Source organism: Pseudomonas sp. Pse79 (genome assembly GCF_024519615.1).
Lineage (GTDB): Bacteria > Pseudomonadota > Gammaproteobacteria > Pseudomonadales > Pseudomonadaceae > Aquipseudomonas > Aquipseudomonas veronii.
This window is the reverse complement of the sequence record NZ_JALJRR010000011.1, coordinates 166,787-188,573: the sequence shown is the minus strand read 5'-3', so window position 1 is coordinate 188,573 and position 21,787 is coordinate 166,787. Positions and strand designations below refer to the sequence as shown.

19 protein-coding genes are annotated in these 21,787 nt (G+C 60.5%); 9 read left to right on the top strand and 10 right to left on the bottom strand.

Features of this window, described 5'->3' with window-relative positions; translation table 11 throughout:
* Window positions 1–5: 5 nt before the first annotated feature.
* Window positions 6–620, bottom strand: coding sequence for an FMN-dependent NADH-azoreductase (locus NR164_RS16265; protein WP_256822974.1), 615 nt, complete (start codon window positions 618–620; stop codon window positions 6–8).
* 139 nt (window positions 621–759) lie between these two features.
* On the opposite strand from NR164_RS16265, the gene NR164_RS16260 reads away from it, so the two are divergent.
* Both NR164_RS16260 and NR164_RS16255 read left to right on the top strand, forming a co-directional pair.
* On the top strand, window positions 760–1,659 hold the full coding sequence (locus tag NR164_RS16260; RefSeq protein WP_177031508.1) for a LysR family transcriptional regulator: 900 nt from the start codon (window positions 760–762) through the stop codon (window positions 1,657–1,659).
* Window positions 1,660–1,794: 135 nt separating this feature from the next.
* A complete protein-coding gene (locus tag NR164_RS16255) occupies window positions 1,795–2,607 on the top strand; it encodes a bifunctional 2-polyprenyl-6-hydroxyphenol methylase/3-demethylubiquinol 3-O-methyltransferase UbiG (protein ID WP_079443672.1) in 813 nt (270 codons plus the stop codon).
* A gap of 135 nt (window positions 2,608–2,742) precedes the next feature.
* On the opposite strand, the gene NR164_RS16250 is transcribed toward NR164_RS16255, so the two are convergent.
* Window positions 2,743–3,129, bottom strand: a complete 387-nt coding sequence (locus NR164_RS16250; protein ID WP_079443673.1) for a TIGR03067 domain-containing protein — start codon at window positions 3,127–3,129, stop codon at window positions 2,743–2,745.
* Between the two features lie 385 nt (window positions 3,130–3,514).
* Between NR164_RS16250 and NR164_RS16245 the strand changes: the two genes are divergently transcribed.
* On the top strand, window positions 3,515–4,858 hold the full coding sequence (locus NR164_RS16245) for an LPS O-antigen chain length determinant protein WzzB (RefSeq protein WP_046383228.1): 1,344 nt from the start codon (window positions 3,515–3,517) through the stop codon (window positions 4,856–4,858).
* Between the two features lie 260 nt (window positions 4,859–5,118).
* Window positions 5,119–6,018, top strand: coding sequence for a lipid A hydroxylase LpxO (lpxO, locus tag NR164_RS16240; RefSeq protein ID WP_017847265.1), 900 nt, complete (start codon window positions 5,119–5,121; stop codon window positions 6,016–6,018).
* Between the two features lie 18 nt (window positions 6,019–6,036).
* Here the strand turns inward: lpxO and ligD are convergent, their stop codons facing one another.
* Window positions 6,037–7,542 (bottom strand): DNA ligase D, encoded by a 1,506-nt coding sequence (ligD, locus tag NR164_RS16235; protein WP_177034114.1) that lies wholly within the window; start codon window positions 7,540–7,542, stop codon window positions 6,037–6,039.
* Between the two features lie 212 nt (window positions 7,543–7,754).
* On the opposite strand from ligD, the gene NR164_RS16230 reads away from it, so the two are divergent.
* Window positions 7,755–8,072, top strand: a complete 318-nt coding sequence (locus tag NR164_RS16230; protein WP_017847267.1) for a hypothetical protein — start codon at window positions 7,755–7,757, stop codon at window positions 8,070–8,072.
* A 22-nt stretch (window positions 8,073–8,094) separates the two neighbouring features.
* Window positions 8,095–9,252: a PQQ-dependent sugar dehydrogenase gene (locus tag NR164_RS16225; protein WP_057005535.1), complete on the top strand. Its 1,158-nt coding sequence runs from the start codon at window positions 8,095–8,097 to the stop codon at window positions 9,250–9,252.
* Between the two features lie 36 nt (window positions 9,253–9,288).
* Here NR164_RS16225 and NR164_RS16220 read toward each other — a convergent pair whose 3' ends face one another.
* Together NR164_RS16220 and NR164_RS16215 are read right to left on the bottom strand one after the other, a co-directional pair.
* Window positions 9,289–9,768, bottom strand: coding sequence for a nuclear transport factor 2 family protein (locus NR164_RS16220; protein ID WP_046383231.1), 480 nt, complete (start codon window positions 9,766–9,768; stop codon window positions 9,289–9,291).
* 54 nt (window positions 9,769–9,822) lie between these two features.
* On the bottom strand, window positions 9,823–10,374 hold the full coding sequence (locus NR164_RS16215) for a TetR/AcrR family transcriptional regulator (RefSeq protein WP_017847270.1): 552 nt from the start codon (window positions 10,372–10,374) through the stop codon (window positions 9,823–9,825).
* A gap of 124 nt (window positions 10,375–10,498) precedes the next feature.
* Between NR164_RS16215 and pssA the strand changes: the two genes are divergently transcribed.
* Window positions 10,499–11,842, top strand: coding sequence for a CDP-diacylglycerol--serine O-phosphatidyltransferase (gene pssA, locus NR164_RS16210; RefSeq protein ID WP_017847271.1), 1,344 nt, complete (start codon window positions 10,499–10,501; stop codon window positions 11,840–11,842).
* A 147-nt stretch (window positions 11,843–11,989) separates the two neighbouring features.
* Window positions 11,990–15,403 carry a hypothetical protein gene (locus NR164_RS16205; protein WP_256822973.1) on the top strand — a complete coding sequence of 1,138 codons (3,414 nt, stop codon included), beginning with the start codon at window positions 11,990–11,992 and terminating at the stop codon, window positions 15,401–15,403.
* Window positions 15,404–15,408: 5 nt separating this feature from the next.
* Here NR164_RS16205 and efeO (NR164_RS16200) read toward each other — a convergent pair whose 3' ends face one another.
* The 4 genes from efeO (NR164_RS16200) to efeU are packed head-to-tail and all read right to left on the bottom strand — an operon-like array spanning window position 15,409 to window position 19,620.
* Window positions 15,409–16,227 (bottom strand): iron uptake system protein EfeO, encoded by an 819-nt coding sequence (gene efeO, locus NR164_RS16200; protein WP_017847273.1) that lies wholly within the window; start codon window positions 16,225–16,227, stop codon window positions 15,409–15,411.
* Window positions 16,228–16,242: 15 nt separating this feature from the next.
* Window positions 16,243–17,547 (bottom strand): iron uptake transporter deferrochelatase/peroxidase subunit, encoded by a 1,305-nt coding sequence (efeB, locus tag NR164_RS16195; protein ID WP_026140066.1) that lies wholly within the window; start codon window positions 17,545–17,547, stop codon window positions 16,243–16,245.
* Between the two features lie 14 nt (window positions 17,548–17,561).
* Window positions 17,562–18,764: an iron uptake system protein EfeO gene (gene efeO, locus NR164_RS16190; RefSeq protein ID WP_256822972.1), complete on the bottom strand. Its 1,203-nt coding sequence runs from the start codon at window positions 18,762–18,764 to the stop codon at window positions 17,562–17,564.
* Between the two features lie 10 nt (window positions 18,765–18,774).
* Complete coding sequence (gene efeU / locus NR164_RS16185; RefSeq protein WP_017847276.1) at window positions 18,775–19,620, bottom strand: iron uptake transporter permease EfeU; 846 nt, start codon at window positions 19,618–19,620, stop codon at window positions 18,775–18,777.
* 167 nt (window positions 19,621–19,787) lie between these two features.
* On the opposite strand from efeU, the gene NR164_RS16180 reads away from it, so the two are divergent.
* Window positions 19,788–20,810: an AraC family transcriptional regulator gene (locus NR164_RS16180; protein WP_256822971.1), complete on the top strand. Its 1,023-nt coding sequence runs from the start codon at window positions 19,788–19,790 to the stop codon at window positions 20,808–20,810.
* 308 nt (window positions 20,811–21,118) lie between these two features.
* Here the strand turns inward: NR164_RS16180 and NR164_RS16175 are convergent, their stop codons facing one another.
* A complete protein-coding gene (locus NR164_RS16175; protein ID WP_256822970.1) occupies window positions 21,119–21,367 on the bottom strand; it encodes a hypothetical protein in 249 nt (82 codons plus the stop codon).
* Window positions 21,368–21,787 lie beyond the last annotated feature (420 nt).

Below are 21,787 nucleotides of genomic sequence, written 5' to 3'. Positions count from 1 at the left end.
GCTGGCTAAACCAGCGACTTTTGAATTTGATGATCAAATGTCTCTAGAAAGTCGTGCATGCTGAGTTCTCCGAGATCTACGGTTTTAGCGCCGCCGGCCGCGATAAAGGTTATGTCAGTGATACCCAGGACGTTCAGGATCAGTTTCAAATAGTGGGTCGCAATGTCACGGTCTTTAATCGGCGAGTCGTCGGTATATACACCTCCCGAGGCGAGCAGCACTGTTGCTTTTTTACCGGTCACCAGTCCTTTGCCATCAACGCCCAGGGTCAGGCCTTTACGCACCACATGATCGACCCAGGCCTTGAGTGCCGCAGGGACGTTATAGTTGTAGACGGGTGTTGAAATAACCAAGTGATCGGTTTCGAGCAACTCGGCCGCAAGTTCATCGGATAGTTGCAACACCGCTTTCATTTCAGGCGAATGTTGGGGGGCGGGGGTGAAGTAAGCCTGTAACCAGGGGGCTGTCACGAAGGTCAGCGGGGTGTCCGTTAGATCCCGTATTTTGATGGCGCCCCGAGGGTGCGCAGCTTCCCATGCGGCCACGAAGCGGCGAGTGAGCTGTCGGGAAATCGAAGTATCCCCACGTGGGCTGGTTTCAATGGTGAGAAGCCTGGACATGAAAGTAACTCCTGCGCGGTGAGGGGGCGGTATGTTTTGCGTTGTCGCGGTAGGCGATGTGCGACACACTCTACCCAATGCGATCTATAATCAGGAGTGATGTAAATATGATTGAGTCCATCTGTTTAAGTGATTGAGCATGATCGGAAATCTCAGCCTGGATCAATTGCGGATCCTTGTAACCATTGCCGATACAGGCAGTTTTTCGGCCACGGGACGTCACCTGCGGCGCGCTCAATCTGCCATTAGCCAATCGATTGCCACGCTTGAGTCAGTTCAAGGTGTGAGGCTGTTTGATCGCAGCGGTCATCGTCCAACGCTCACTGAGGTCGGTAGAGTGCTGGTGGTTCAAGCGCGCGCCGTGCTGGCGAGCGCTGCCCAATTTGAAGCAATGGCTGCAAGTACTGCAGCAGGGGTTGAGCCGGAGTTGGCGCTCGCCATAGACCCTTTAGTCCCCAGCGCCCCGCTCATCGAAAGCCTTGGCGCGCTCCGTGAGGCTTTTCCGCATCTGGCCGTGAGTTTCTCTACAGAAGGCTTAGGCGGCGCTGAGCGCCGATTGCGCAACGGCGATGCGGCACTGGCGCTTTGCACATTGATCCCGACGGTGCCCGACGATATCACCGCGCTGGCGCTGCTCAGCGTCGACTTGAGGCCAGTCGTCGCCAGCGGGCACCCCTTGGCCATGTTAGGCCGCCGGGCAACACGGGCAGACCTCAAGCCCTATGTGCAACTGGTGCTTTCCGATCCGGTTTCTCCCGACGGCCCTAGCTATGGGGTGACGGGCAGTCACCAGTGGCGGTTTGTCGATTTGGCACGGCGCCTGGATTTCTTACTCGCCGGGTTCGGTTGGTGCCGAATGCCAGAGCATCTGATTGCGGATCATCTGGCTTCAGGGCGCCTCCGGCCGCTTGAGTTAACCGCCGAACTTCAACGCACACCAGACACGCTTACGATCTATGCCGCGCACATGCAAAATCGCTCTTTAGGCAAAGCAGGCCGATGGTTGCTGAATGACCTGACCCGTCGTCTGTGCCTGTGAGGGTACGAAGATGACCGAGGTCGGCGGTTTGGTGACCTGGGCCGAGAGATAAGTTCGGCCGCAGGCGAGGGTTTCATCTGACGGGCAATTGGCTTATTTTCCGTAGCTCACTGTAACTGACTTTCTGGAGACGCAATGGACATGCCCTCAGCCCAACAGGCGATTGCCAGTAACAAGGACGCCTGGGACGAATCCGCCCGGCTGCACAAAGACACGGATACCTGGAGGACGCTGCTGGCCTCGGTCGCCGAACCGGATTTTTCGTGCCTGGACCCGACTCTCACCGCCTTGTTGCAAGATGTCGGTGTTGCCGGCAAAGACGTGGTGCAGCTGTGTTGCAACAACGGCCGCGAAAGCTTGTCGTTATTCGGCCTGGGCGCACGCACGGTCGTCGGCGTGGACCAATCCCGTGCCTTTCTCGATCAGGCTCGGGAACTCGCGGCGCTCTCACCCTACAGCCCGGAACTCATCGAAACCGATATCCACCATTTGCCCGAGCGCTTGCACGCACGCTTCGATATCGCCCTGGTGACCATCGGCGTATTGGGCTGGATGCCGGATGTGGCGCGGTTCATGCGCCAGGTCGCCACAACGCTGAAGCCCGGCGGCACTCTGGTGATGTACGAAACCCACCCGTTCCTGGAAGTGTTCGACCCGCTGGCAGCCAATCCGCTGCTGCCTGCCAGTTCGTACTTCCAGCGTGAGCCTTTTGTGCTGCAAGAGTCGATCGTCTATGAAGGGCAGAGCGCAGTCGCGGGGCCGACGTCCTACTGGTTTGTACACACGCTGGGCAGTGTGGTCAGCGCAGCGATTGCGGCGCGGTTGCAGATCGCTCATCTGCAAGAGTACCCGCATTCAAATCGCGAAGAACTCTACGACCAGTACGAGGATCAGGCGGCCCAGTTGCCGCTGTGTTTTACCCTGACGGCGACCAAGCGCCTGCCCTGAGCTGTTTTGCGCGTAAAAAAAGCCCGCCGGGGGAGGCGGGCTAAGGGATTCACTGGAGTAGGTAGGCTTCACCCTATAGACCGGAAGGTGAATGCTTTGTGAAAATCCCGTCGCAAGTTCAGATGGGCGCGGGGCTCAGGATCGACGCACGAATGTACGCATTGTCTGCCCGGGGCCGGTGCTGAATACACACGGTCGCGGCATGCCTTCATCCGCCGCGATGAATACGAACTCGTCTCCTTCCAGGCGGTAGCTGGCCGGCAGCAGCTTGCCCGCGTCATCCCCCATGGCATCGATCCAGGTGATGCTTTTGGGATGGGTGGTGCTGTCCAGGAAGAATCGGCCGGCCAGTAGTCGTTTGCCATCAACGGTGAGCACTTCAAAGTGGTCGTCGGTAATGGTGGTGATTGCACCGGGGGCGCTGTGGGCGTCGGGCGGGTTGAGCACGCCGCTGTCTTCGAGCGAGACCTGCTGCCATGTGCCCTGCAGGGCTTGGTAGTCCGAGTCGGAAATGGATGTCATACAAATTCCTTTTTGTTGAGGCGCATAGCACTGAATAGCGCGACCGAACGGTCAGAAAAAGCCGGGTATATACAAGTTTATCCGTAGGAAGCTTCGTGTTATCAGGCTTTTATCGCGATTTTTTCGAGTGAGAGCAGCTATTTAACAAACTTTTGACTACTCTTGTGACAAGAATATTCCTACTTGATGAACGCCAGTGGCAATGATCGCTTGAATGAAGGGAAACAAACTTTAATAGCGTGGGATTTTTCGTCTGACTGAGTGGTCAGATAGCGATTGGTTAGCCTGCTCTGTGGGCTTCAGGGCGTTGTCCCTGATTCTTTACTGGGTATTCAGGTTTTTGACGGTGGTGGCCGTTTAGTATCATTTTTAAGGTGCTTTCATTTTGAATCGAACTTCCCCGCATACTGTTTCTAGCTCTTCAGATGAAATCGACCTGCTTGAACTGTTTCACTCGATTTGGCAGCAAAAAAAACTGGTAGTGGGGTGTACGATTCTGGCGGGCGTGCTGGGCGTCGGTTATGCCTTCCTGGCGCCGCGGACATATGAGGTCAGCAGTGTCTTGCGCCCGGCGGCGATCAATGAACTGGATGCATTGAACCGTTCCGAAGTCTACAAGTTGCCACCGGCCGATGCGTTGTCGAAGGTGGGCGCGCAGTTGGACTCTTATGAGGCGAGGCTGGGCTTTTTCAGATCCCATGAGCAATTGTTCACTGCATTCCAGAAGCCTGGGCAAAGCCTGGAGCAGAGTTTTGAAGACTTCAACCGCAACTCAGTCAACTTGATTCTGCCGGACCCGAAAAAGTCAGACTCGTTGAGCAGTTATATCCGCCTGGAGTTGCAGTACCCGAACGATGTGGACGGTGTGGCGATTCTGAACGGCTTTGTCGACTACGCCATTGCGGCGGAGCGCGAACAAGTCGGTGCGGACCTCAAGGTGATCGTCAACAACCGCCTGAATGAACTCAAAGGCAAGATCGACGCTGCGCGCGCCAACTACGATACCGATAAGGAATCGAAGATCGCCAAGCTGTTGGAAGATGACCGACTCAAGCGCGCCCAGTTGCAAGATGAACTCAGTGCCCTGCGCCTGCAGATGAAAATGGAGCGTACCAACCGCCTGGCAGAGCTGTCGGAAGCCATTGCCATCGCCAAGTCCATGGGTATCAAAACGCCGACCACGCCATCGTCCATGGCGGATGCCGCACGAGGCGGTTCGAGCCAGGTGATGCGTACCGAGGTCAACAACCAGAAGATCCCGCTTTACTTCCTCGGCACCGAGGCCCTGGAGGCCGAGCGCGTTGCGCTACAACAGCGGACCAGCGACGACTTTACCAACCCTCGCGTCGCCGAGATCGGCAAGGAGTTGCAACTGCTGGAGGTCAACCGTGAGGTTGAAGTGCTGCGCAAGCGTGGGAATGAAGACATCTTCCTGCAGGATGTTGAACCGCTTCGTGCTGAAGTTGCGCGCTTGCGTAACCTCAACATCGACATGAGCAACCTCAAGCTGGTCACCGTCGACCGCCGCGCCCAGGAGCCACTGGCGCCGATCAAACCGAAAAAAGCCCTGGTGATCGCCTTGAGCCTGGTCGCGGGGTTGATCCTCGGCTTGTTCGTCGCACTGGTCCGCCATTTTGTGCTGACCCGGCGCGAAACCGTGCCTTATTCGAGCTTGGAAGACGGGCGCTTTTCCCGGCGTGAGCGCAAGGATGATCAGCCGCTGCCGTAACGTTTAATACGCAAGGGCTTGTCCCATGACAAGCCCCCGTGCCCCCCTCCAATTACAATCAGTGGACAGCTTTTCACAATTCTTAGTTAACCTTTAGTTACAAATTGTGGCTAAATATCGGGCGATGGTTATGAACCGAAGGGCTATCCGCCGGTCGTGCCGCCTATATGTGAATTGTGATTTCATGTGCTGCTATCCAACCTCGGCCGTCGTGGGCCCGCAGGAGCAGCCTGTTTTCTCCTGACTTGTGACGAAATCCATTGAAACTCATTATTGTTTTCCTCTACGTTGCCTCTATTGCGTATGTCCACCTGCGTGGCCGGGTGCGGCATAAACTGAGACGCCAGCTCAGCGATCACTCTACGTTCCTGGCGCCGATCAACTGCTTTCTCTACTTGTTCTCCAAGCTACCCAGCCGACCGTATCTCTCACCCAGCGACTTCCCGGACCTGAGCCCACTGCAGGAGCATTGGGAAGAAATCCGCCAGGAAGCCCATACCCTGATGCAGGCGGGCGCGATCAAGCGTTCGGACCAATACGACGATGTTGGTTTCAACTCGTTCTTCAAGTCGGGTTGGAAGCGCTTCTACCTGAAATGGTATGGCGACAGCCACCCCTCGGCGATGAAGCTGTGCCCGCGCACCACCGAGTTGCTGCAGAGCATCGGCTCGGTCAAGGCCGCGATGTTCGCCGAGTTGCCGCCGGGCTCCAAGCTGGTGCGCCACCGCGACCCTTACGCCGGTTCCTATCGCTACCACTTGGGCCTGGATACCCCCAACGATCCGGGGTGCTACATCAATGTGGACGGCGAGAACTACTCCTGGCGCGACGGCGAACCGGTGATGTTCGACGAGACCTATATCCACTACGCAGAAAACGCCACCCAGAAGAACCGCATCATTCTGTTCTGTGACGTCGAGCGGCCGATGAAGTACCGCTGGGCGGCCGCGTTCAACCGCTGGTTCAGCCGCACGGTGATGGCCGCCGCCGGCGCGCCGAACGACGCGGGCGACAAGACCGGCGGCCTGAACCGTGCGTTTAGCCGCTTGTACAAAATCCGCCTGCGCGGCAAGGAACTCAAGAAGCGTAACCGCACGCGCTACTACCTGGAAAAGTGGGCGATCTTCGCGGTGCTTGCGCTGATCTTCATCCTGATCTGAACCTCGACGTGGCGCGACTCACTGCGGTGGCGTCGCGCCCAACGTGTCCCACATCTGTTTGCTGAGCCTCTGCCTGTTGGCATAACCCGCCCACGGGTCGCCCTTCAAACCCTGCAACCGCTGTTGCAGGTTGGCGACCGTCCACTGCTGGGCACCGCGCAACCCCTTCAACTCCTCGCGACTGACCGGCACCGACACCGGCAGGCCGGGGCGTGCGCGCACTGAATAGGCCGCCACCGTACTGGCACCGCGCGCGTTACGCAGGTAATCGATGAAGATCTTGTCCTGTCGATTCTTCAGCCCTGAGGTGGCGGTGAAGCGTTCCGGCAGGCGTTGAGTCATGAACTGAGCGATCGCTTTGGCGAAGGCTTTCACGGTGGCCCAATCATCGCGGCGCGCCAGCGGGATCATCAGGTGCAGGCCTTTGCCGCCGCTGGTCTTGACGAAGGCTTGCAGGCCCAACTCGTCGAGCACCGACAAGGTCAACTGCGCCGCCTCCAGCATGGCTTTCCACGGCAAGGCCGGATCGGGGTCGAGGTCGAGGACGAACAGGTCCGGGGTTTCGATCTTGTCCGAGGTGGCACCCCAGGTGTGCAGTTCGACGGTACCCATCTGCACCGCACCGATCAGGCCGGCGAGGCTGTCGATCTGCATCAGGCGCGCATGGTCAGGGTCCAGGCGCTGGTCCAGTTGCTTGATATGGGGAATCGCCAGGTGCTCCGAGTGCTTCTGGAAAAATTGCTCGCCGTCGATGCCCTCCGGCGCCCTCAGCAAGGAAACGGGGCGGTGACGCAGGAAGGGCAGCAGCCATTCGCTGATGCTCTGGTAAAACTGCGCCAGTTGCAGCTTGCGGGTGCCGCTGGCGAGATCGATGACGCGCTCGGCATGGGTGATCTGCACACCGGCGAGGGTGACCGACGCGGCGGTTTTTTGCGGCGCGGGCGTGGGCCTGGCGTTCCCCACGCAGGCACCGCTGAGCACGCTTTGCGGCTGGGCTTCGGTGATGTCGTAGTCGCTGGCCGGGCGGGCGTGCCGGTCGTTTTCCTTGATCAGCAGCCACCGTTCCTTGTCGCCGCTGCCTTTGAGGTGGGTGCGTACCAAGACCCAATCGCCTGAGAGTTTTTCGCCGGCCAGGGTGAATTCCAGTTTGCCGGCGGCGTAGGCGGTTTGTGGATCGTCGTGGGGGTGCCAAATGCCACGGTCCCAGACGATCACATCGCCGGCGCCGTATTGGCCGGCCGGAATGCTGCCTTCGAAACTGCCGTAGCTCAAGGGGTGGTCTTCGACTTGCACCGCCAGGCGTTTCTGGCTGGGGTCGAGGCTGGGGCCCTTGGGCACCGCCCAGCTCTTGAGCACGCCATCGAGCTCAAGGCGCAAGTCGTAGTGCAGATTGCGTGCGTCGTGCTTCTGGATCACGAACGTCAGCGCCGATGCATTGCGTTGCGCGCCCGACGCGGCGCCGGAAGGTTCGGCGGTGATCTTGAAGTCGCGTTTGCGGTTGTATTCGCTCAGGGGCTTTGCCATATCGTGCTCCCTACCTTGGTCGGCTCAAGAGGCCTTTTCGCTGGCTTTTTACACACCTTGCACCCGTGCGATCGCTGGCGTGGAAGTTGCGGTGCGCGGATGCTCGGACAGAACGTGTTACATCTGATGAGAAACTATTTAGTTACCAAAGGCGAACCCAAAGCGTAGCGTGGTATCGAAAGCACGTACTCCTCGTCCCAAGAGGCTTTGTCATGATCACCTGTGTGCGACATCTTGCAGCGTTGGCGCTAGGCCTGGCACTTTGCGCCAGTGCCCAGGCGCAAAACCTGCCCGGCAGCAATGACGCCAACAATAGCCCGATCCACCGGGCCAATCCCAACAGTATGCAGGGCACCCAGCCCAATGCACCGGCGATTCGCGGCATCCAGACCGGGCCGACCACGCGCACGCCGACCCTGGAAAACGGCGGCATCGGCAATCGCTATCCGCAACGCCAGGCTGCGCCCAGCCGCCCGGCGACGGAAACCAAAGCCCCCACGGTTGACGCCAACGGCAATCGCCGGCCTTGAGCGCCGGTAAGGACCCCGTCTTATGTCTCTACGCAAAACCCTGCTTGCCGCATGTTGCGCAAGCGCCTTATTGCCGCTGACAACGCTGTATGCCGCCGAAGCCCAGCAGTTTCCCAGCGAACAAGGCAGCATCAGCGCCACGCCGATCGCCAAAGGCCTGGATCATCCGTGGGCCGTGGCGTTTTTACCGGACAAACAGGGCTACCTCGTCACCGAGCGTCCCGGCCACCTGCGGGTCGTCAGCCCGGATGGCAAATTGTCGGCGCCGCTGACCGGCGTGCCTGAGGTCTGGGCCAAGGGCCAGGGTGGTTTGCTCGATGTGGTGCTGTCGCCGGACTTCAAGCAGGACCGCCTGGTGTACTTGTCATATGCCGAAGGCGGCGGCAAGGGCGGCACAGCCGGCACTGCGGTCGGTCGCGGGCGGTTGGCGGATGACCTGAGCGGTTTGCGCGACTTCAAGGTGATCCTGCGCCAGGAGCCCAAGCTCTCCACCGGCAATCATTTCGGCTCGCGCCTGGCCTTTGACCGCGACGGCTACCTGTTCGTCACCCTGGGTGAAAACAACGACCGGCCCACCGCCCAGGACCTGGACAAGCTGCAAGGCAAGGTGGTGCGGATCTACCCGGACGGCCGCGTGCCGGATGACAACCCCTTTGTCGGGCAGCCGGGCGTGCGCCCCGAAATCTGGTCCTACGGCCAGCGCAATCCGCAGGGCCTGGCGTTGAACCCGTGGAACGGCACGCTCTGGGAAAACGAGCACGGGCCGCGTGGCGGAGATGAAATCAACATCATCGAACGCGGCAAGAACTACGGCTGGCCGATGGCGACTCATGGCATCAACTATTCGCTGACACCGATCCCCGAGGCCAAGGGCAAGGTGGTGGACGGTACTGTGGCGCCGCACCATGTGTGGGAGAAATCCCCGGCGATCAGTGGCATGGCATTCTACGATGCCGACCGCTTCCAGGCTTGGCAGCACAATCTGTTCATTGGCGCCCTGGCCAGCCGGGAGCTGATTCGCCTGCAGTTCGACGGCGACAAGGCGATCCATGAGGAACGCTTGCTCGGCGGCTTGAATGCGCGAATTCGCGACGTGCGGCAAGGGCCGGATGGCTTTTTGTATGTGTTGACCGATGAGGATGATGGGGTGTTGTACCGAGTGGGTCTGAACCAGGATTGAGCAATAAGCCGCAAGCTTCACGCTTGCGGCTACAGGCTAGAGTCCCAACTCCGACAGCCCCGGATGATCGTCCGGACGCCGCCCCAACGGCCAATGGAACTTGCGCTCGCTGTCCTTGATCGGCATGTCGTTGATGCAGGCAAAGCGGTTGGCCATCAGGCCGTGCTGGTCAAATTCCCAGTTTTCGTTGCCGTAGGAACGGAACCAGTTACCCGAGTCGTCGTGCCACTCATAGGCATAGCGCACCGCGATACGGTTATCGCTGAACGCCCACAACTCCTTGATCAACCGGTAATCCAACTCCTTGGCCCATTTGCGGCTGAGGAAGTCTTTGGCTTGTTCGCGGTTGTAGGCGAATTCAGCGCGGTTACGCCATTTGGTGTCCAGGGTGTAGGCCAGGGACACCCGATGCGGGTCGCGGGAGTTCCAGCCGTCTTCGGCCAGGCGGACTTTTTCGATGGCCGACTCGCGGGTAAACGGCGGCAGGGGTGGGCGGGTTTCTGCAGGGGATGACATTGGGCGGCTCCTTAAAACAATAAGGGTTGATCGAAAGTTGCGATGCCTGTGGGTTTAAAGTCCCAATAACGTTCGTGCCATGGATTGCGCCGTATCCGCCGCGGTGGCATCGCCCGTCACCAGGGCCACGGTAATGGCGCCATCGATCAGGATCAGCAGTTGCGCGGCCTGCCGTTGCGGCTCGGGCGTGCCATGGGCTTGACACAGTTCGAGCAGGTACTCGAAGAGTTTGTGTTTATGCGCCTTCGCCAGCAGGCGTACCGGGGCTTGCGGGTCGCCGGTTTCGCCGCTGGTGTTGATGAATGCGCAGCCGCGAAAGTCCGCCGAACCGAACCAGGCCTTGAGCGCGTCGAACACGGCGAGCAGGCGCTCGCCGCTGTCTTCACGGCGTTCCACCTCGGCCCGCAGCCAGTGCATCCAGCGCGCGTCGCGACGTTGCAGGGCCGCGATCACCAGTTCGTCCTTATTGGCGAAATAGCGGTAGATGCTCTTTCGGGAGACACCGGCGGTTTTCACCAGGAAGTCCATGCCAGTGGCGGCGATGCCGTGGCGATAGATCAGCTTCTCGGTGACGTCGAGGATAATGTCGCGGGTAATATCGTTCATGTGTCATACAGTAGAACGATCGTTCTTCTTTCGCAACAAGGTTTTTCACTGACTGGCAACGAGACCTGAGCACCCCCATGGTGTAAGCTCTGGGCCTCTTCGGATTCGACCCATTGCGAGCCTTATGCCGTCGTTCTTCAAACGTTCCCTGTTGCCCAAACTGCGCGCTTTCCCACTCTCCACCGAGGCGATTGAGGTGCTGTCCGGCGCCGCGGCGTTTCGTCGTTGCCTGCTGGAGAAAATTTCCCAGGCTACCCAACGCATCTATATCGTCGCGCTGTACTTGCAGCAGGACGAGGCGGGGCAGGAGATCTACGACGCCTTGCACGCCGCCAAGGCCGCACGCCCGGAGCTGGACATCGTGGTGCTGGTCGATTGGCTGCGCGCCCAGCGCGGGCTGATCGGCGCCGGTAAACAGCCGGGCAACAGCGCCTGGTACCAGGCCATGACCCAAAGCCATGCCACCGAGGTGCCGGTCTACGGCGTGCCGGTGCAGACCCGCGAACTGTTCGGCGTGTTGCACCTCAAGGGCTTTGTGATCGACGACAGCGTGCTGTACAGCGGCGCCAGCCTGAACAACGTGTATTTGCACAAATTCGACAAGTACCGTTTCGACCGTTACCACCTGATCCACAGCGCACCGCTGGCGGATTCGATGCAACACCTGGTGGAGCACGGGCTGATGGCCTCCAAGGCCGTGCATCGCCTCGACTTGCCCAACCCGCCGACGACCCGCAGCCTGCGCAACGATATCGGCGACCTGCGCAGCCGCCTCAAGCACGCGGCCTACGACACCACCAGCGGCCAGTTGCCCAACGGCCACCTGTCTGTCAGCCCCTTGCTCGGCGTCGGTAAGAACAACCCCCTGAGCCGGGTGATCCTCGAACTGATCGCCAGCGCCCAGCATCAACTGACCATTTGCACGCCATACTTCAACCTGCCGCTGCCGGTGACCCGGGAAATCAACCGCGCCCTGGCGCGCGGGGTGAAGATCGACATCATCGTCGGCGACAAGACCGCCAACGACTTCTACATTTCGCCCAGCGAGCCGTTCAAGGTGATCGCGGCCTTGCCGTACCTCTACGAGATCAGCCTGCGCCGCTTTGCCAAGCGCCATCAGCCGATGATCGACAGCGGCCAGTTGAACCTGCACCTGTGGCGCGACGGCGACAACACTTACCACCTCAAAGGCATGTGGGTCGACCAGCGTTATACGTTGCTGACCGGCAACAACCTCAACCCACGCGCGTTCCGCCTTGACCTGGAAAACGCCTTGCTGATCGATGACCCCAAGAGCGAGTGGCTGGAACCCCGGCGCACCGAGCTGGCGCAGATTTTCCAGCACACCACGCGCATCGAAGGTTATCAGCAGTTGCAGACCCTGGTGGATTACCCGCAGGCAGTCGGCAAGTTCCTGCGCCGCGTCAGCCGCGTGCGGATCGAGCGGTTGTTGTATCGCATTCTGTAACACGGGCATCGCGCAACGAACTCTCTTGCTGCCTTCAAAGCCTTGAGAGTTCGCCTACACGCAGCGCTGGCCCAGGCGGGTATGTTTTCTCTCGACAGTTCTTAAGGACAAGAACTCTTGCCATTCACTGGTAGAGAGGAACTAGAAATGTCGCCCGTCTCCCCAATCCTTCATGCCCGTTCGCCAATTCCGCTGGCGCTGAGCGCCGCGCCGGCGCCGATTGGCAGCATCATCCCCGAAACCGTTGTGCGCAACCGGCGCGCGGCGCCACCCGATCTACCGGCCAGTGCGGCGCCGCCATGGACCTTGCAGCCAGCCCCGGCCACGTCGGCGGAGGCCGATCATCAGTTACACACGGCGTTGAGCACCTCGGCCCTGCGTCAGTTAGCGGACTCGAGCGTCCAGATTCCCCATGGCGCCACGATTCGTCCAGGCTTCGAGGCGCTGCGCAGTGCCTTCAATACCGCCGAGATGCGGGCCTGGGTCGCCAGCAAAGGGATGGCCCTGGATACCGTCGTGGTCAAACCCGACTCGGTCAGCGGTTGGGTCGTCGACAGTGGGGTAGCGACACAAAAGACCTTCACCTTGAACGACACCTCGGGATGGTGGCAGGTCAGCGCCAGGCTGCGCGCCGCCGCTGCCGCCCTGGATGTGGCCGGCAACGGGCTTGCGTATGTGCATCCTGAGAGCGAAGGCTTGTCTCGCAACGCGGTGTTGCAGGGGTATGGTATTCCCCCGCCGCACACCGCCGACGAACTGCAGACTGTGCGCCAGGCACTTTCGACGGCGGATTGGTCTGCCTTGTCGCCGGAGGTCAAGGGGCGCCTGGAGCAGCGCAACCTGAGGGCTAGAAAAGTCATCGACGTGATGGACGAGCGCGTGCATCTGGCGGGCACCTTGAGTGAGCGCGTGCGGCACCTCTCCGATGAAGACGAGGTGTTGCTGGCCGACGTGCAAACGCCGATCAGCCGCACCTCGTCGCTGGCGATTGACGGCGCCGAGCAGGCAGCGGTCAGCGAGGTGCTGGCGTCCCATGGGTTGTCGGTGCCGAAGACGGCGCGGGAGGTGCGCAATATCCTGCGCTGGCTCGACGCTGCGCTGCCACCAGCGCCGGCGCTGGGGGACTATGCACAGTTGATCGCGCGTCAGTGGGCCCCTGGTGTCTTGTCCGACGCCGACAAACGCTTCGTGGCGGAGTTGAGCGATGACGATACTCCTGGCAACAAGCCTGCGGTGAACCTGCTGCGTGTCCTGGATATCCGCGGGGTGCTTGCTCTCAACAGCGCAGGCACCTTGCGCGCCGACGCTGATCGCTTCCTCGAGCAGGTCCTGAACAGCCCCGTGGCGTTGAACTGGGGCAGGGCCGTGGCGCGTAATCGCCAGTTCCAGGGCGCGTCCGGCAGCGATCAACTCTCGACGCTCGAAGCCAAGCAGTGGGTGCTGGCGGCCATCATGCTGCAAATCGACCCCGACGCCCCGGGACGCCCCGGGACCATTGCCGGCTATGACATCTACCAACCTGCCAACAATGGGCGGACGCTGGCCTCGGTACGCACGGATATCGAAACGCACCTGTGGAAAAAAACCTCACTGGACCCCAAGGTCGCGCCCCTGTTGGCCCACCTGTTTCTGGCCGCTGCCGCCCCTGAGTTTCTGATTCGGGATGTTCCTTCCACGCTGCGCATGGGGGCTGCGGAATGGGCGGATTTGCGCCTGGGCGTGACCTTTGCCGAACGTCAAGGCGGCGCGGGCAGCTCGCGGGCGATGAGTTACCCGGAAATCATGGCGCTTGCCCGACTGGATGCACGCACTGCGGACGAGGCGGCAGTGCTGGATAACCACGGCGTCGACGTGTTGCTGGACTGGGGCTTGATGCAAGGGGTTTACGCCAAGACCGCCGACGGTCGCTATACACCGCAGCACTACGAGCAGGCCAGTGAAGCCTTTCAGGCCCAGCGCGAGCAACTCCTGCAGGCCCTGATGGCGTTCAAGACGCCGCTGCCGACACGCCGGGACCAGGCGGTCGCGAACCTGCAGAAGGTGTTCCCGGAACTCAGCGGGCCCCAGTTGCAAGCGTTGCAGGTCTACGTTGCGGACCCGGACGAGCGCCGCAACATGAAGGTCTCGGAACCCAAGATCCGTTCGCTGATCGAGACCTATATGACCGGCGACCTGGTCAGGGATCGCTGGATGCTGCTGGAGGCTGACACTCCCGGCGCCACTGGCGCTGCAAGAACGCCCTTTTCAAACGCACGCCCAAGTCGCACCGAACAAGCCGCCATCGTCAAAAACGTGCGCGCCCTGAATGCCAGGATCAAGCGTTTGCCCAGCCTGCTGGGGCAAGTGGTGAGCGAAGTCGACGGCTACCTGGCGAGCCTCAAGCAAGGCTTGGGCATTACCACCAAGCGCATGATCGCCAACTTGCCCCTGGCTGATCGCCAGGCCCTGGAGTATGGCGCCGTCGAGCTGTTTACCCTGCGCGAACAGATCGACGGGGTGCCCACGCTGGACCAGACATCCGCGCAAGTCGAAGCGCGACGAGGGCGCAAAGGCACGCTGATCCGCTGTGACTACAACGGGCAGATCAGCTACTTTGAAGTGTTCCCGGCCAAGATGATGATCGTTAAGCGCACGGACTTACCCGAGCAACTGGTGCTGGGCGGCACCCTCGAAGAGACGCAGCGCACCTACGGACGTTGGGCGCCCTCGACGGTCCTGTTGCAGAACGGCGCAGTGGAGCCGTTCGACTTCACCGCCTACACCTCCGATGCCTTGCCGCGATCGGACGTTTCGTCCGCCGGCATCATTATCGATAAGCTCGGTGATACCTTGCCGGCCGCTCCCGCGGCTGCGAATGGCCGCGTGAGCGCGGCGGTGCCCAACAGCTTTGCATCGCCCCGCAGCCAAGCGATTGTCGACCGGATCCTGCAGGGCAATTTCATTCATCACCGCGACAGTGTGCTCAAGTATGCCCAGGGCCAATTACCCCTTGAGCAACAACGAGAAGTGTCGCAACGCAACGACAGTATTTTGCTGAGCATGATTCCGTTTGTCGGGGCCATCGTGGACCTGGCCAAGGGCAATATCATCGAGGGTACGCGGGGCTTGTTGATCGATACGGCCGGTGCGTTTCTAGGTGGCGCGGGAACGGCGGTGCGCTCGTTGGTCAAATCCACCAAGGTCGTCGCGCCTTTTGGCGCCAAGGCATTCCGCGTGCTGGAAAAGGGCGTGAGCGTGGTCAGCGCGTTTTTGAATCCGGTAGATGGCGCTGCCGATCTGTTGGTCAACAGTGCCAAAGGCGTGCTCGCCTTGCCTCGCGCGTTGAACAGCGCGCCCAACGTGTCGGCGTTCGCGAACATGCTCGCGGCGCAGGAAAAGTTGCGCACATTCTTCGGCGTACACGCGGCAATAGATCGCGCGGTGGCAACGCACAATGGGCACCATCAAGGCGTGCCCATTCGAGCGGTGCAGATGGGCGCGCATTGGTATGCGGCCAATCCTGAAAGCGGCTTGCCGGTCGGTACGCCGTTGGAAGGGTACCGACCGTTGAGCGAGACCTAGAGGGCTCAGTTCAAACCCAGTTTGCCGCGCAGGGTCGACAGGTCTTCAGCCAGGGTATTGACCGGGCCGACCAAGGCTTTGCGGTCGTTTTCCTTGACCTTGTCGTAGGTCTGGAAACCGCCGTCCGCCGTCTTGTACTTGGCCAGGATCGTGTCCACGCTGGCGAAGTTCTTGTCGACCTTGGCCAGGAAGGCCGTGTCCTGTTTCTCGATCTGGCCGCGGAACAGGTCGACGATTTTCTTCGCGCCGTCGATGTTGCCCTGGAAGTCATACAGGTCGGTGTGGCTGTAGCGGTCTTCCTCGCCGGAGATCTTGGTGGCGGCGACTTCTTCGAGCAGGGCTGCGGCGCCGCCCACGACTTTCTCCGGCGGGAAGGTCAGGCCGGCCACGCGCGTCTGCAGGTCCTTGACGTTGTTGTTCAGGCCGTCGGCCAAGGCGTCGAGGCCGTGGGTGGTGTTTTCGGCGAACAGGCTGTACTCGATACGGTGAAAGCCGGTGAAGTCGTCGGCTTTCACGCCTTTTTCGTGGTCGTCGACCCGCGAGTCGATGGCCGCGTCGAGGTCGCTGAACAGCTCGGCGATCGGTTCGATGGCCTCATAATGCACGCGGGTCGGCGCATACAGCTGCTTGGCGGTGGCCAGGTCGCCTTTTTTCACCGCGTCGGTGAACGCCTGGGTCTGGGTCGCCAGCTCAGCGATTTGTTCGGTGACGTAGATCTTGTAGTCCGACACCGGGCCTACCAGGTCCAGCGGCGCCGTGGCGGCGAAGGCCGCCAGGGGTGAGAGGGTGATTAACAGCGACAGCGCGAGAGTCGACTTGTTCATGGGACGGTTTCCGCTTTAAGTGTTGGCAGGGGGTTGAACGTGCGTTGCAGCAAGTAGCGTGCGCCCGATGAAATCCTTCGGTCCCGTTGCCCCCGGCAAGGTGAAGAAATACCCGCCGCCGACTGGCTTGAGGTACTCCTCCAGGGGCTCGCCGTTGAGCCGGGTTTGTACGCTGATAAAACCTTTTTCCAGGTCGGCCTGGTAGCAGATGAACAGCAGCCCCATGTCCAGCTGACCGTTTTTGTTGACGCCGTTGGAGTAGTTGAACGGCCGGCGCAGGATCAGGTTGGCCTGGGTCTGCGGCGTGCGCGGGTTGGCCAGGCGGATATGGGCATCGAGCTTGGTCAGCTTGCCTTGCGGGTCTTTGCTGTAATCGGGCACTTGGGCTTCGTGCTGGCCACCCATGGGCGCGCCGGTGGGCTTGATGCGGCCGATGATGCTTTCCTGTTCCTGCAGCGGCGTGCGGTCCCAACGCTCGACAAAATTGCGAATGATCCGCACCGCCTGGTAGCTGCCATTGGCCGCCCAGGCCGGTTCGTCACTGCCGGGCTGCACCCAGACCACTTGGTCCATGGTCTTGGCATCGTTGGAATTCGGGTTGGCCGAACCGTCACGAAAGCCCAGGAAGTTGCGCGCACTCTGCGCAGGCTCGCCGGGGCGGGCGGGCGCCTGCGGCGGCACGCTGCCTTCCTGCTTCCAGCGCACCAGCAGCAGGTCGGGCAGGTTTTTCACGATGTCGCGCAGGGCGTGGATATTGGTATCCGGAGTGTTGGAGCAAAATTGCAGGCTCAGGTCGCCGTGGCACTGCGCCGCTTCCAACGCATCGTTGGGGAAACCGACCATGCGGATCAGGCGCTTGGGTTTGGCTGCGCTGAGGCCGAAACGCTCATCGAACAGCGATTCGCCGACCGATACGGTGATGGTCAGGTTATCCGGCGTAACCACCGGGCCGAGGATGCCCGAATCGGTGGGCGGCAGTTTCGGGTCGACCTGCGGCACGCTGCCGCCGGTCATCAGGAAGCTGATGCGCTCGTTGAGGGTGCGGAACAGCCGCTCCAAGTCGTCGCGATCACCAGCCAGGACATCGAAGGCCACCAGCATGCCGCAGGCCGGGCGCGGGGTGACGATGCCGCTTTGGTGCTTGCCGAAAAAATCGTGATGGTCCTGGGTCTTGTCGCTGCGCGGGGCGGTGGTCACTTGCTCGGCGGCAGCAGCCATGGCCGGGCAGCTCAAGGTGCTGCCGGCAAGCGCGGCACCGGTGGCGGCCATGCCCAGCAGGACGCGACGGCGTTGAAGGTCTAACGGTGGTAAATCACTCATGTATGCGGTCGTCTTCACTGTAGGCCGGAGAGGCCAAGGGCGGGGTCGATTCCATCGAGTGCGGCGGCCAGTACCTTGGCCTTGTCGGCGATCTGCTTGCGCTGATCGGCGGTAACACGGTCGTAGCGGCTGAACTGGCCGTCGACTTTCAAACCATCGAGCGCCGTCTCGAACGCGGCGAGGGCCGTGTCGATGTTCGGCAACAGGTCGGCGGCGGACTTGCTCAGCAGCGGACGCATCAGGTCCACCACCTTGCGCGCGGCATCCAGGTTGGCGGCGAAACCGTTCAGGTCGATATGGCTGTAGCGCTCTTCTTCGCCACTGACGGCGCGCATGTCGGCCAGGCTATTGAGGTTGCGCACCACGATGCTCACCAGTTGTTCCGGTGGCAGCGACTGCGCCAGCAACTGTTGTTTGAGGGTGCCGACGTCGCTCACCAGGCGCTGCGCCAGCGGGGCCAGGCCATCGAGGCTGCGTTGCTGGAACAGGCCGTATTCGAGGCGGTGGAAGCCGCTGAAGGCTGGGTCCTGCTCGCGTTTTTCGAAATAATCGGCGCGGGCGTTGATCGCGTTGTCCAGTTGCGCCAGGCGTTGCGACGCCGCGGCGAGACGCTGATAAGCCTCGCGGGCCGGCACATACAGCGCCTGAGCCTGGGCCAGGTCACCGGCGTCGATCGCTTGTTGCAAGGCGGTCGTGGCCTTGATCAGAGCGCTGGCCTGGCTGCTCAGGTACACACGGAATTCCGACAACGGCCCGATAAACGCCACCATCGACGGCTTGGCCTTGGCTTGGGCGTCGGATGCCGCCGTCGGCGTTACGTGCAAGGTGCCGCGCGGGTTGCTTAACAGGCCGCAGGTAATTGCATAGTCGCCGGGCAACAGATTGGCATTGATCACCTGGCCCAGGCCCGGCGCGATGTTTTCGCGTTCTTCGACCACCAGCACGCCGTCGAGGATCTCCCATTCCACCGCGCGGTCGGAGCGGTTGATGATGCGAAAACTCGCGCGCCCGGCCGCAACGGTCAGTGCGTTGGGTTCGCAGGCGTGGCCGTGAATGGTCACGACGGTTTCATCTTGGTGGGTCTGGCGCTTGGTCGCTGCCAGCTGCGAGGCATAGTAGAACAGGCCGCCGGCGGCGATCATCACGACCGCCGAGCCGGCCACCGCCCAGCGCAAGGCGCGTGGCGGCGAGGCCGGTTGAGGAGTTGGGTTGGACAAGAGACGGTCCTTACGGGTGAGAAACGGAAGAGGGCGCGGCGACCGGCTTGGCGGGTGCCGCGGGCAGGAAGAACATCGCCAGGGCCACCACCAGGTAGATCAGGTAGGCCCCCAGCGTGCTGACGGTCGGCGCATCCTGATAGCCGAACATCCCGGCGAGTACCGAGCCCACCGGGCCATCCATCGGCAACGTCGCGCTGACATCGAACAGCACGCTTTGCAGGTGGTTCCACACGCCGGCTTCATGCAGGGCCTGCACGGAGTTGGCGAGGATGCCGGCGGCCACCACCAGGATGAACAGGCCGGTCCAGCGGAAAAACGCGCCGAGGTTCAGGCGCATGCTGCCGCTGTAGATCAGGAACCCGACGATGATCGCCAGCACCAGGCCGAGCAGGGCACCCAGCGGTGCGCCGGGGCCTTCACTCTGCTGGAACACCGCTAACAGGAAGAACACGGTTTCCAGGCCTTCACGGGCCACGGCGAAAAACACCATCAGGATCAGCGCGGTGACTTGGTGGCGCGAGCCGGCCAGGGCATGGTCGAGGGATTGGTGCAGCGAATGTTTGATCGAGCGTGCAACCTTGCGCATCCAGAACACCATGGAACTGAGAATGCCCACGGCGACCAGGCCGACCACGCCTTCGAACAATTCCTGCTGCTTTTGCGGAAATTCGGCACTCATCAGTTCCAGGCCGCCACCGACCAGCAAGGCCAGGGCCGCGGCGAGGAAGACACCGACCCACACGGCGGGCATCCACTGGCCACGGCCGGTCTGTTGCAAGTAACTGGCGATGATGCCAACGATCAATGCGGCTTCAATGCCTTCGCGCAACATGATGAGAAAGGGAACAAGCATTCGACACCGCAGGGAAACTGGATAGGAAGCTAAGTTGTAACATAATGATACTCATTGCCAAACAAGAAACATTGACCTTTACTGAACGGCGGCTGAACGGTGGTGGCAAAGCTCAAGCGCCCTTATGATGCACCCCACCTTTTGTGCCGTTGGATTGCCCCACACCCATGTCGGAAAAAGACACCATCTCCATCCATCTTGTGCGCGAAGCCCTGTTGCAGAGCTGCGCGTCGGAGGCAGCGAGCGTTGAGGCCTTGAGCAAGGCGGGCATTGCTCCCGAGCTGCTGTTGCAGCCTGGTGCACGTGTCTCGGCCACGACCTACGCTCGGTTGTGGCGCCTGCTGGCGCGGCGCCTGGACGATGAGTTTTTTTGCATGGACCCGCGCCCGCTCAAGTCCGGCAGCCTGGCGTTTCTGTGCCGCGTGGCCATGGCTCAACCGACGGTGGCGGCCGGGCTGGAAACCGGCTTGGCGTTCCTGTCATTGATGCTCGAGCATCTGCCTGCCCAATTGGTGCGCCAGCAAAGCCTGGCGGAAATCGTGCTGCTCGAAACCGAGCCCGAGCCGCGCCGGGCGTTCAGCTATTTCACTTATTGGATGATCGTCCACGGCGTCGCCTGTTGGCTGGCGGGGCGGCGTATACCGATCCTGGCCATCGAACTGCGCTGCCCACAACCGGATTTTTGTGACGATTACCGGGTGATGTTCTCCGACAACCTGCGTTTCGACCGGCCGCGCACGCGCATGATTTTCTCCGCCGACTGCCTCGACCTACCGATCAAGCGCAGCGTCGAAGAACTCAAGCGTTTCCTTGGCCACGCACCGGCCAATATCCTGGTCAAATACCGCGACCCCGACAGCCTGGCCACGCGCATCAAGCACGACCTGCGCCAGATGCCGCCCGACATCTGGCCGGAAACCGACGGCCTGGCCGCCAACCTGTGCATCTCCGCCTCGACCCTGCGCCGCCGCTTGGCGGAAGAGGGGCAAACGTATCAGGGGCTCAAGGACAGCGTGCGCAAAGAGTTGGCGATTGTCTGGCTGGCCGAACCGCAGATCAGCTTTGCCGAAATTGCCACGCGACTGGGATTTGCCGATGCCAGTTCGTTCTACAAGGCGTTTCGTAAATGGGTCGGGTCGAATCCGGGGCATTATCGTAGTTTGATTTTGAACGAGACAAGTCGCCTGTGATGGAGTGAGTGTACGGGATAAAGAGCCAAACTCAGGCACGCTCCTCTATCGAGAGATCACTGCGGGAAGAATTAACAAAAAATGCCCGTGCATTGATTGCATGATTGGCAGCGAACATGCCTTGAACATATTCGGGGATGCCTTGTGACCGCTTCACGTTGGGATGGCTTTCAAGAAACAAAAGGTAATCGTCCAGCTTTCGTTAAATAAGGCGATTGCATTGTATTTTACGTCTGTTTCAGCTTGCTGGCCGTTGGTATCAAAAGCACCCAGGCCAGATATGAACATATGAAACGCCTCGCCATCAATTACGTCGTTTTCATAAAACCGTCTGCCGACTTTTTTAGTTCGTTGGTGGTGATCGATGTCATGTCGTAGTCTTTCAAAAATGCTTTCAGATCATCAATCGACTCTTGTTTTCGAAGCTTCAACGCGTCCGAAGCTTTTGATTCTTCCGTTATCGTGAATGTATTGACAACTTGTTCCGGGTTCTTTATCTGGAACGGGTTAGACGCTTTGGCGTACCTCATTTGTTCCGCAGTCAATAAAACGGCCATAGTGAAATCCTCCATTAGTCGAAACGTATACTTTTATATCGGGCCACTCTTGTACCTACTTTAAAAAAGTGCCGTGACCGAATGGGCCGTGGGGCAAAGAATTGGCTGGATGCGACCAATCCAAGGAGATTTTTACATCAGAAGGCGCTGATGGCCTTCGTGCCCGTTGCATTACTGTGGTCATGTTATTTAACGAAAACAGTCTGTTGGAATAGATGCGAGGAAGTGTCTGACAGCGATTAGCTTGAGAGGGGTAGTCCATTTCCCAAATTGATCTACCGCGTGCAAATCCACCGGCTAAATCCGCGACAGCGCTTGAGCCGTTAATTAGATTACGACGCCATCTTCATTCAATCAGGAATGTATGCATGGCAAGCAACAGGCTCACATCAACCGGTTCCCTTCGCCCACTGCGGCTGA

What these genes read in the sequence shown, in the direction of transcription:
- NR164_RS16265 (WP_256822974.1), bottom strand. Translation starts at nt 620, where the DNA reads ATGTCCAGGCTTCTCACCATTGAAACCAGCCCACGTGGGGATACTTCG.
- NR164_RS16260 (WP_177031508.1), top strand. Translation starts at nt 760, where the DNA reads ATGATCGGAAATCTCAGCCTGGATCAATTGCGGATCCTTGTAACCATT.
- NR164_RS16255 (WP_079443672.1), top strand. Translation starts at nt 1,795, where the DNA reads ATGGACATGCCCTCAGCCCAACAGGCGATTGCCAGTAACAAGGACGCC.
- NR164_RS16250 (WP_079443673.1), bottom strand. Translation starts at nt 3,129, where the DNA reads ATGACATCCATTTCCGACTCGGACTACCAAGCCCTGCAGGGCACATGG.
- ligD (WP_177034114.1), bottom strand. Translation starts at nt 7,542, where the DNA reads ATGGCAAAGCCCCTGAGCGAATACAACCGCAAACGCGACTTCAAGATC.
- NR164_RS16230 (WP_017847267.1), top strand. Translation starts at nt 7,755, where the DNA reads ATGATCACCTGTGTGCGACATCTTGCAGCGTTGGCGCTAGGCCTGGCA.
- NR164_RS16225 (WP_057005535.1), top strand. Translation starts at nt 8,095, where the DNA reads ATGTCTCTACGCAAAACCCTGCTTGCCGCATGTTGCGCAAGCGCCTTA.
- NR164_RS16220 (WP_046383231.1), bottom strand. Translation starts at nt 9,768, where the DNA reads ATGTCATCCCCTGCAGAAACCCGCCCACCCCTGCCGCCGTTTACCCGC.
- NR164_RS16215 (WP_017847270.1), bottom strand. Translation starts at nt 10,374, where the DNA reads ATGAACGATATTACCCGCGACATTATCCTCGACGTCACCGAGAAGCTG.
- pssA (WP_017847271.1), top strand. Translation starts at nt 10,499, where the DNA reads ATGCCGTCGTTCTTCAAACGTTCCCTGTTGCCCAAACTGCGCGCTTTC.
- NR164_RS16205 (WP_256822973.1), top strand. Translation starts at nt 11,990, where the DNA reads ATGTCGCCCGTCTCCCCAATCCTTCATGCCCGTTCGCCAATTCCGCTG.
- efeO (WP_017847273.1), bottom strand. Translation starts at nt 16,227, where the DNA reads ATGAACAAGTCGACTCTCGCGCTGTCGCTGTTAATCACCCTCTCACCC.
- efeB (WP_026140066.1), bottom strand. Translation starts at nt 17,547, where the DNA reads ATGAGTGATTTACCACCGTTAGACCTTCAACGCCGTCGCGTCCTGCTG.
- efeU (WP_017847276.1), bottom strand. Translation starts at nt 19,620, where the DNA reads ATGCTTGTTCCCTTTCTCATCATGTTGCGCGAAGGCATTGAAGCCGCA.
- NR164_RS16180 (WP_256822971.1), top strand. Translation starts at nt 19,788, where the DNA reads ATGTCGGAAAAAGACACCATCTCCATCCATCTTGTGCGCGAAGCCCTG.
- NR164_RS16175 (WP_256822970.1), bottom strand. Translation starts at nt 21,367, where the DNA reads ATGGCCGTTTTATTGACTGCGGAACAAATGAGGTACGCCAAAGCGTCT.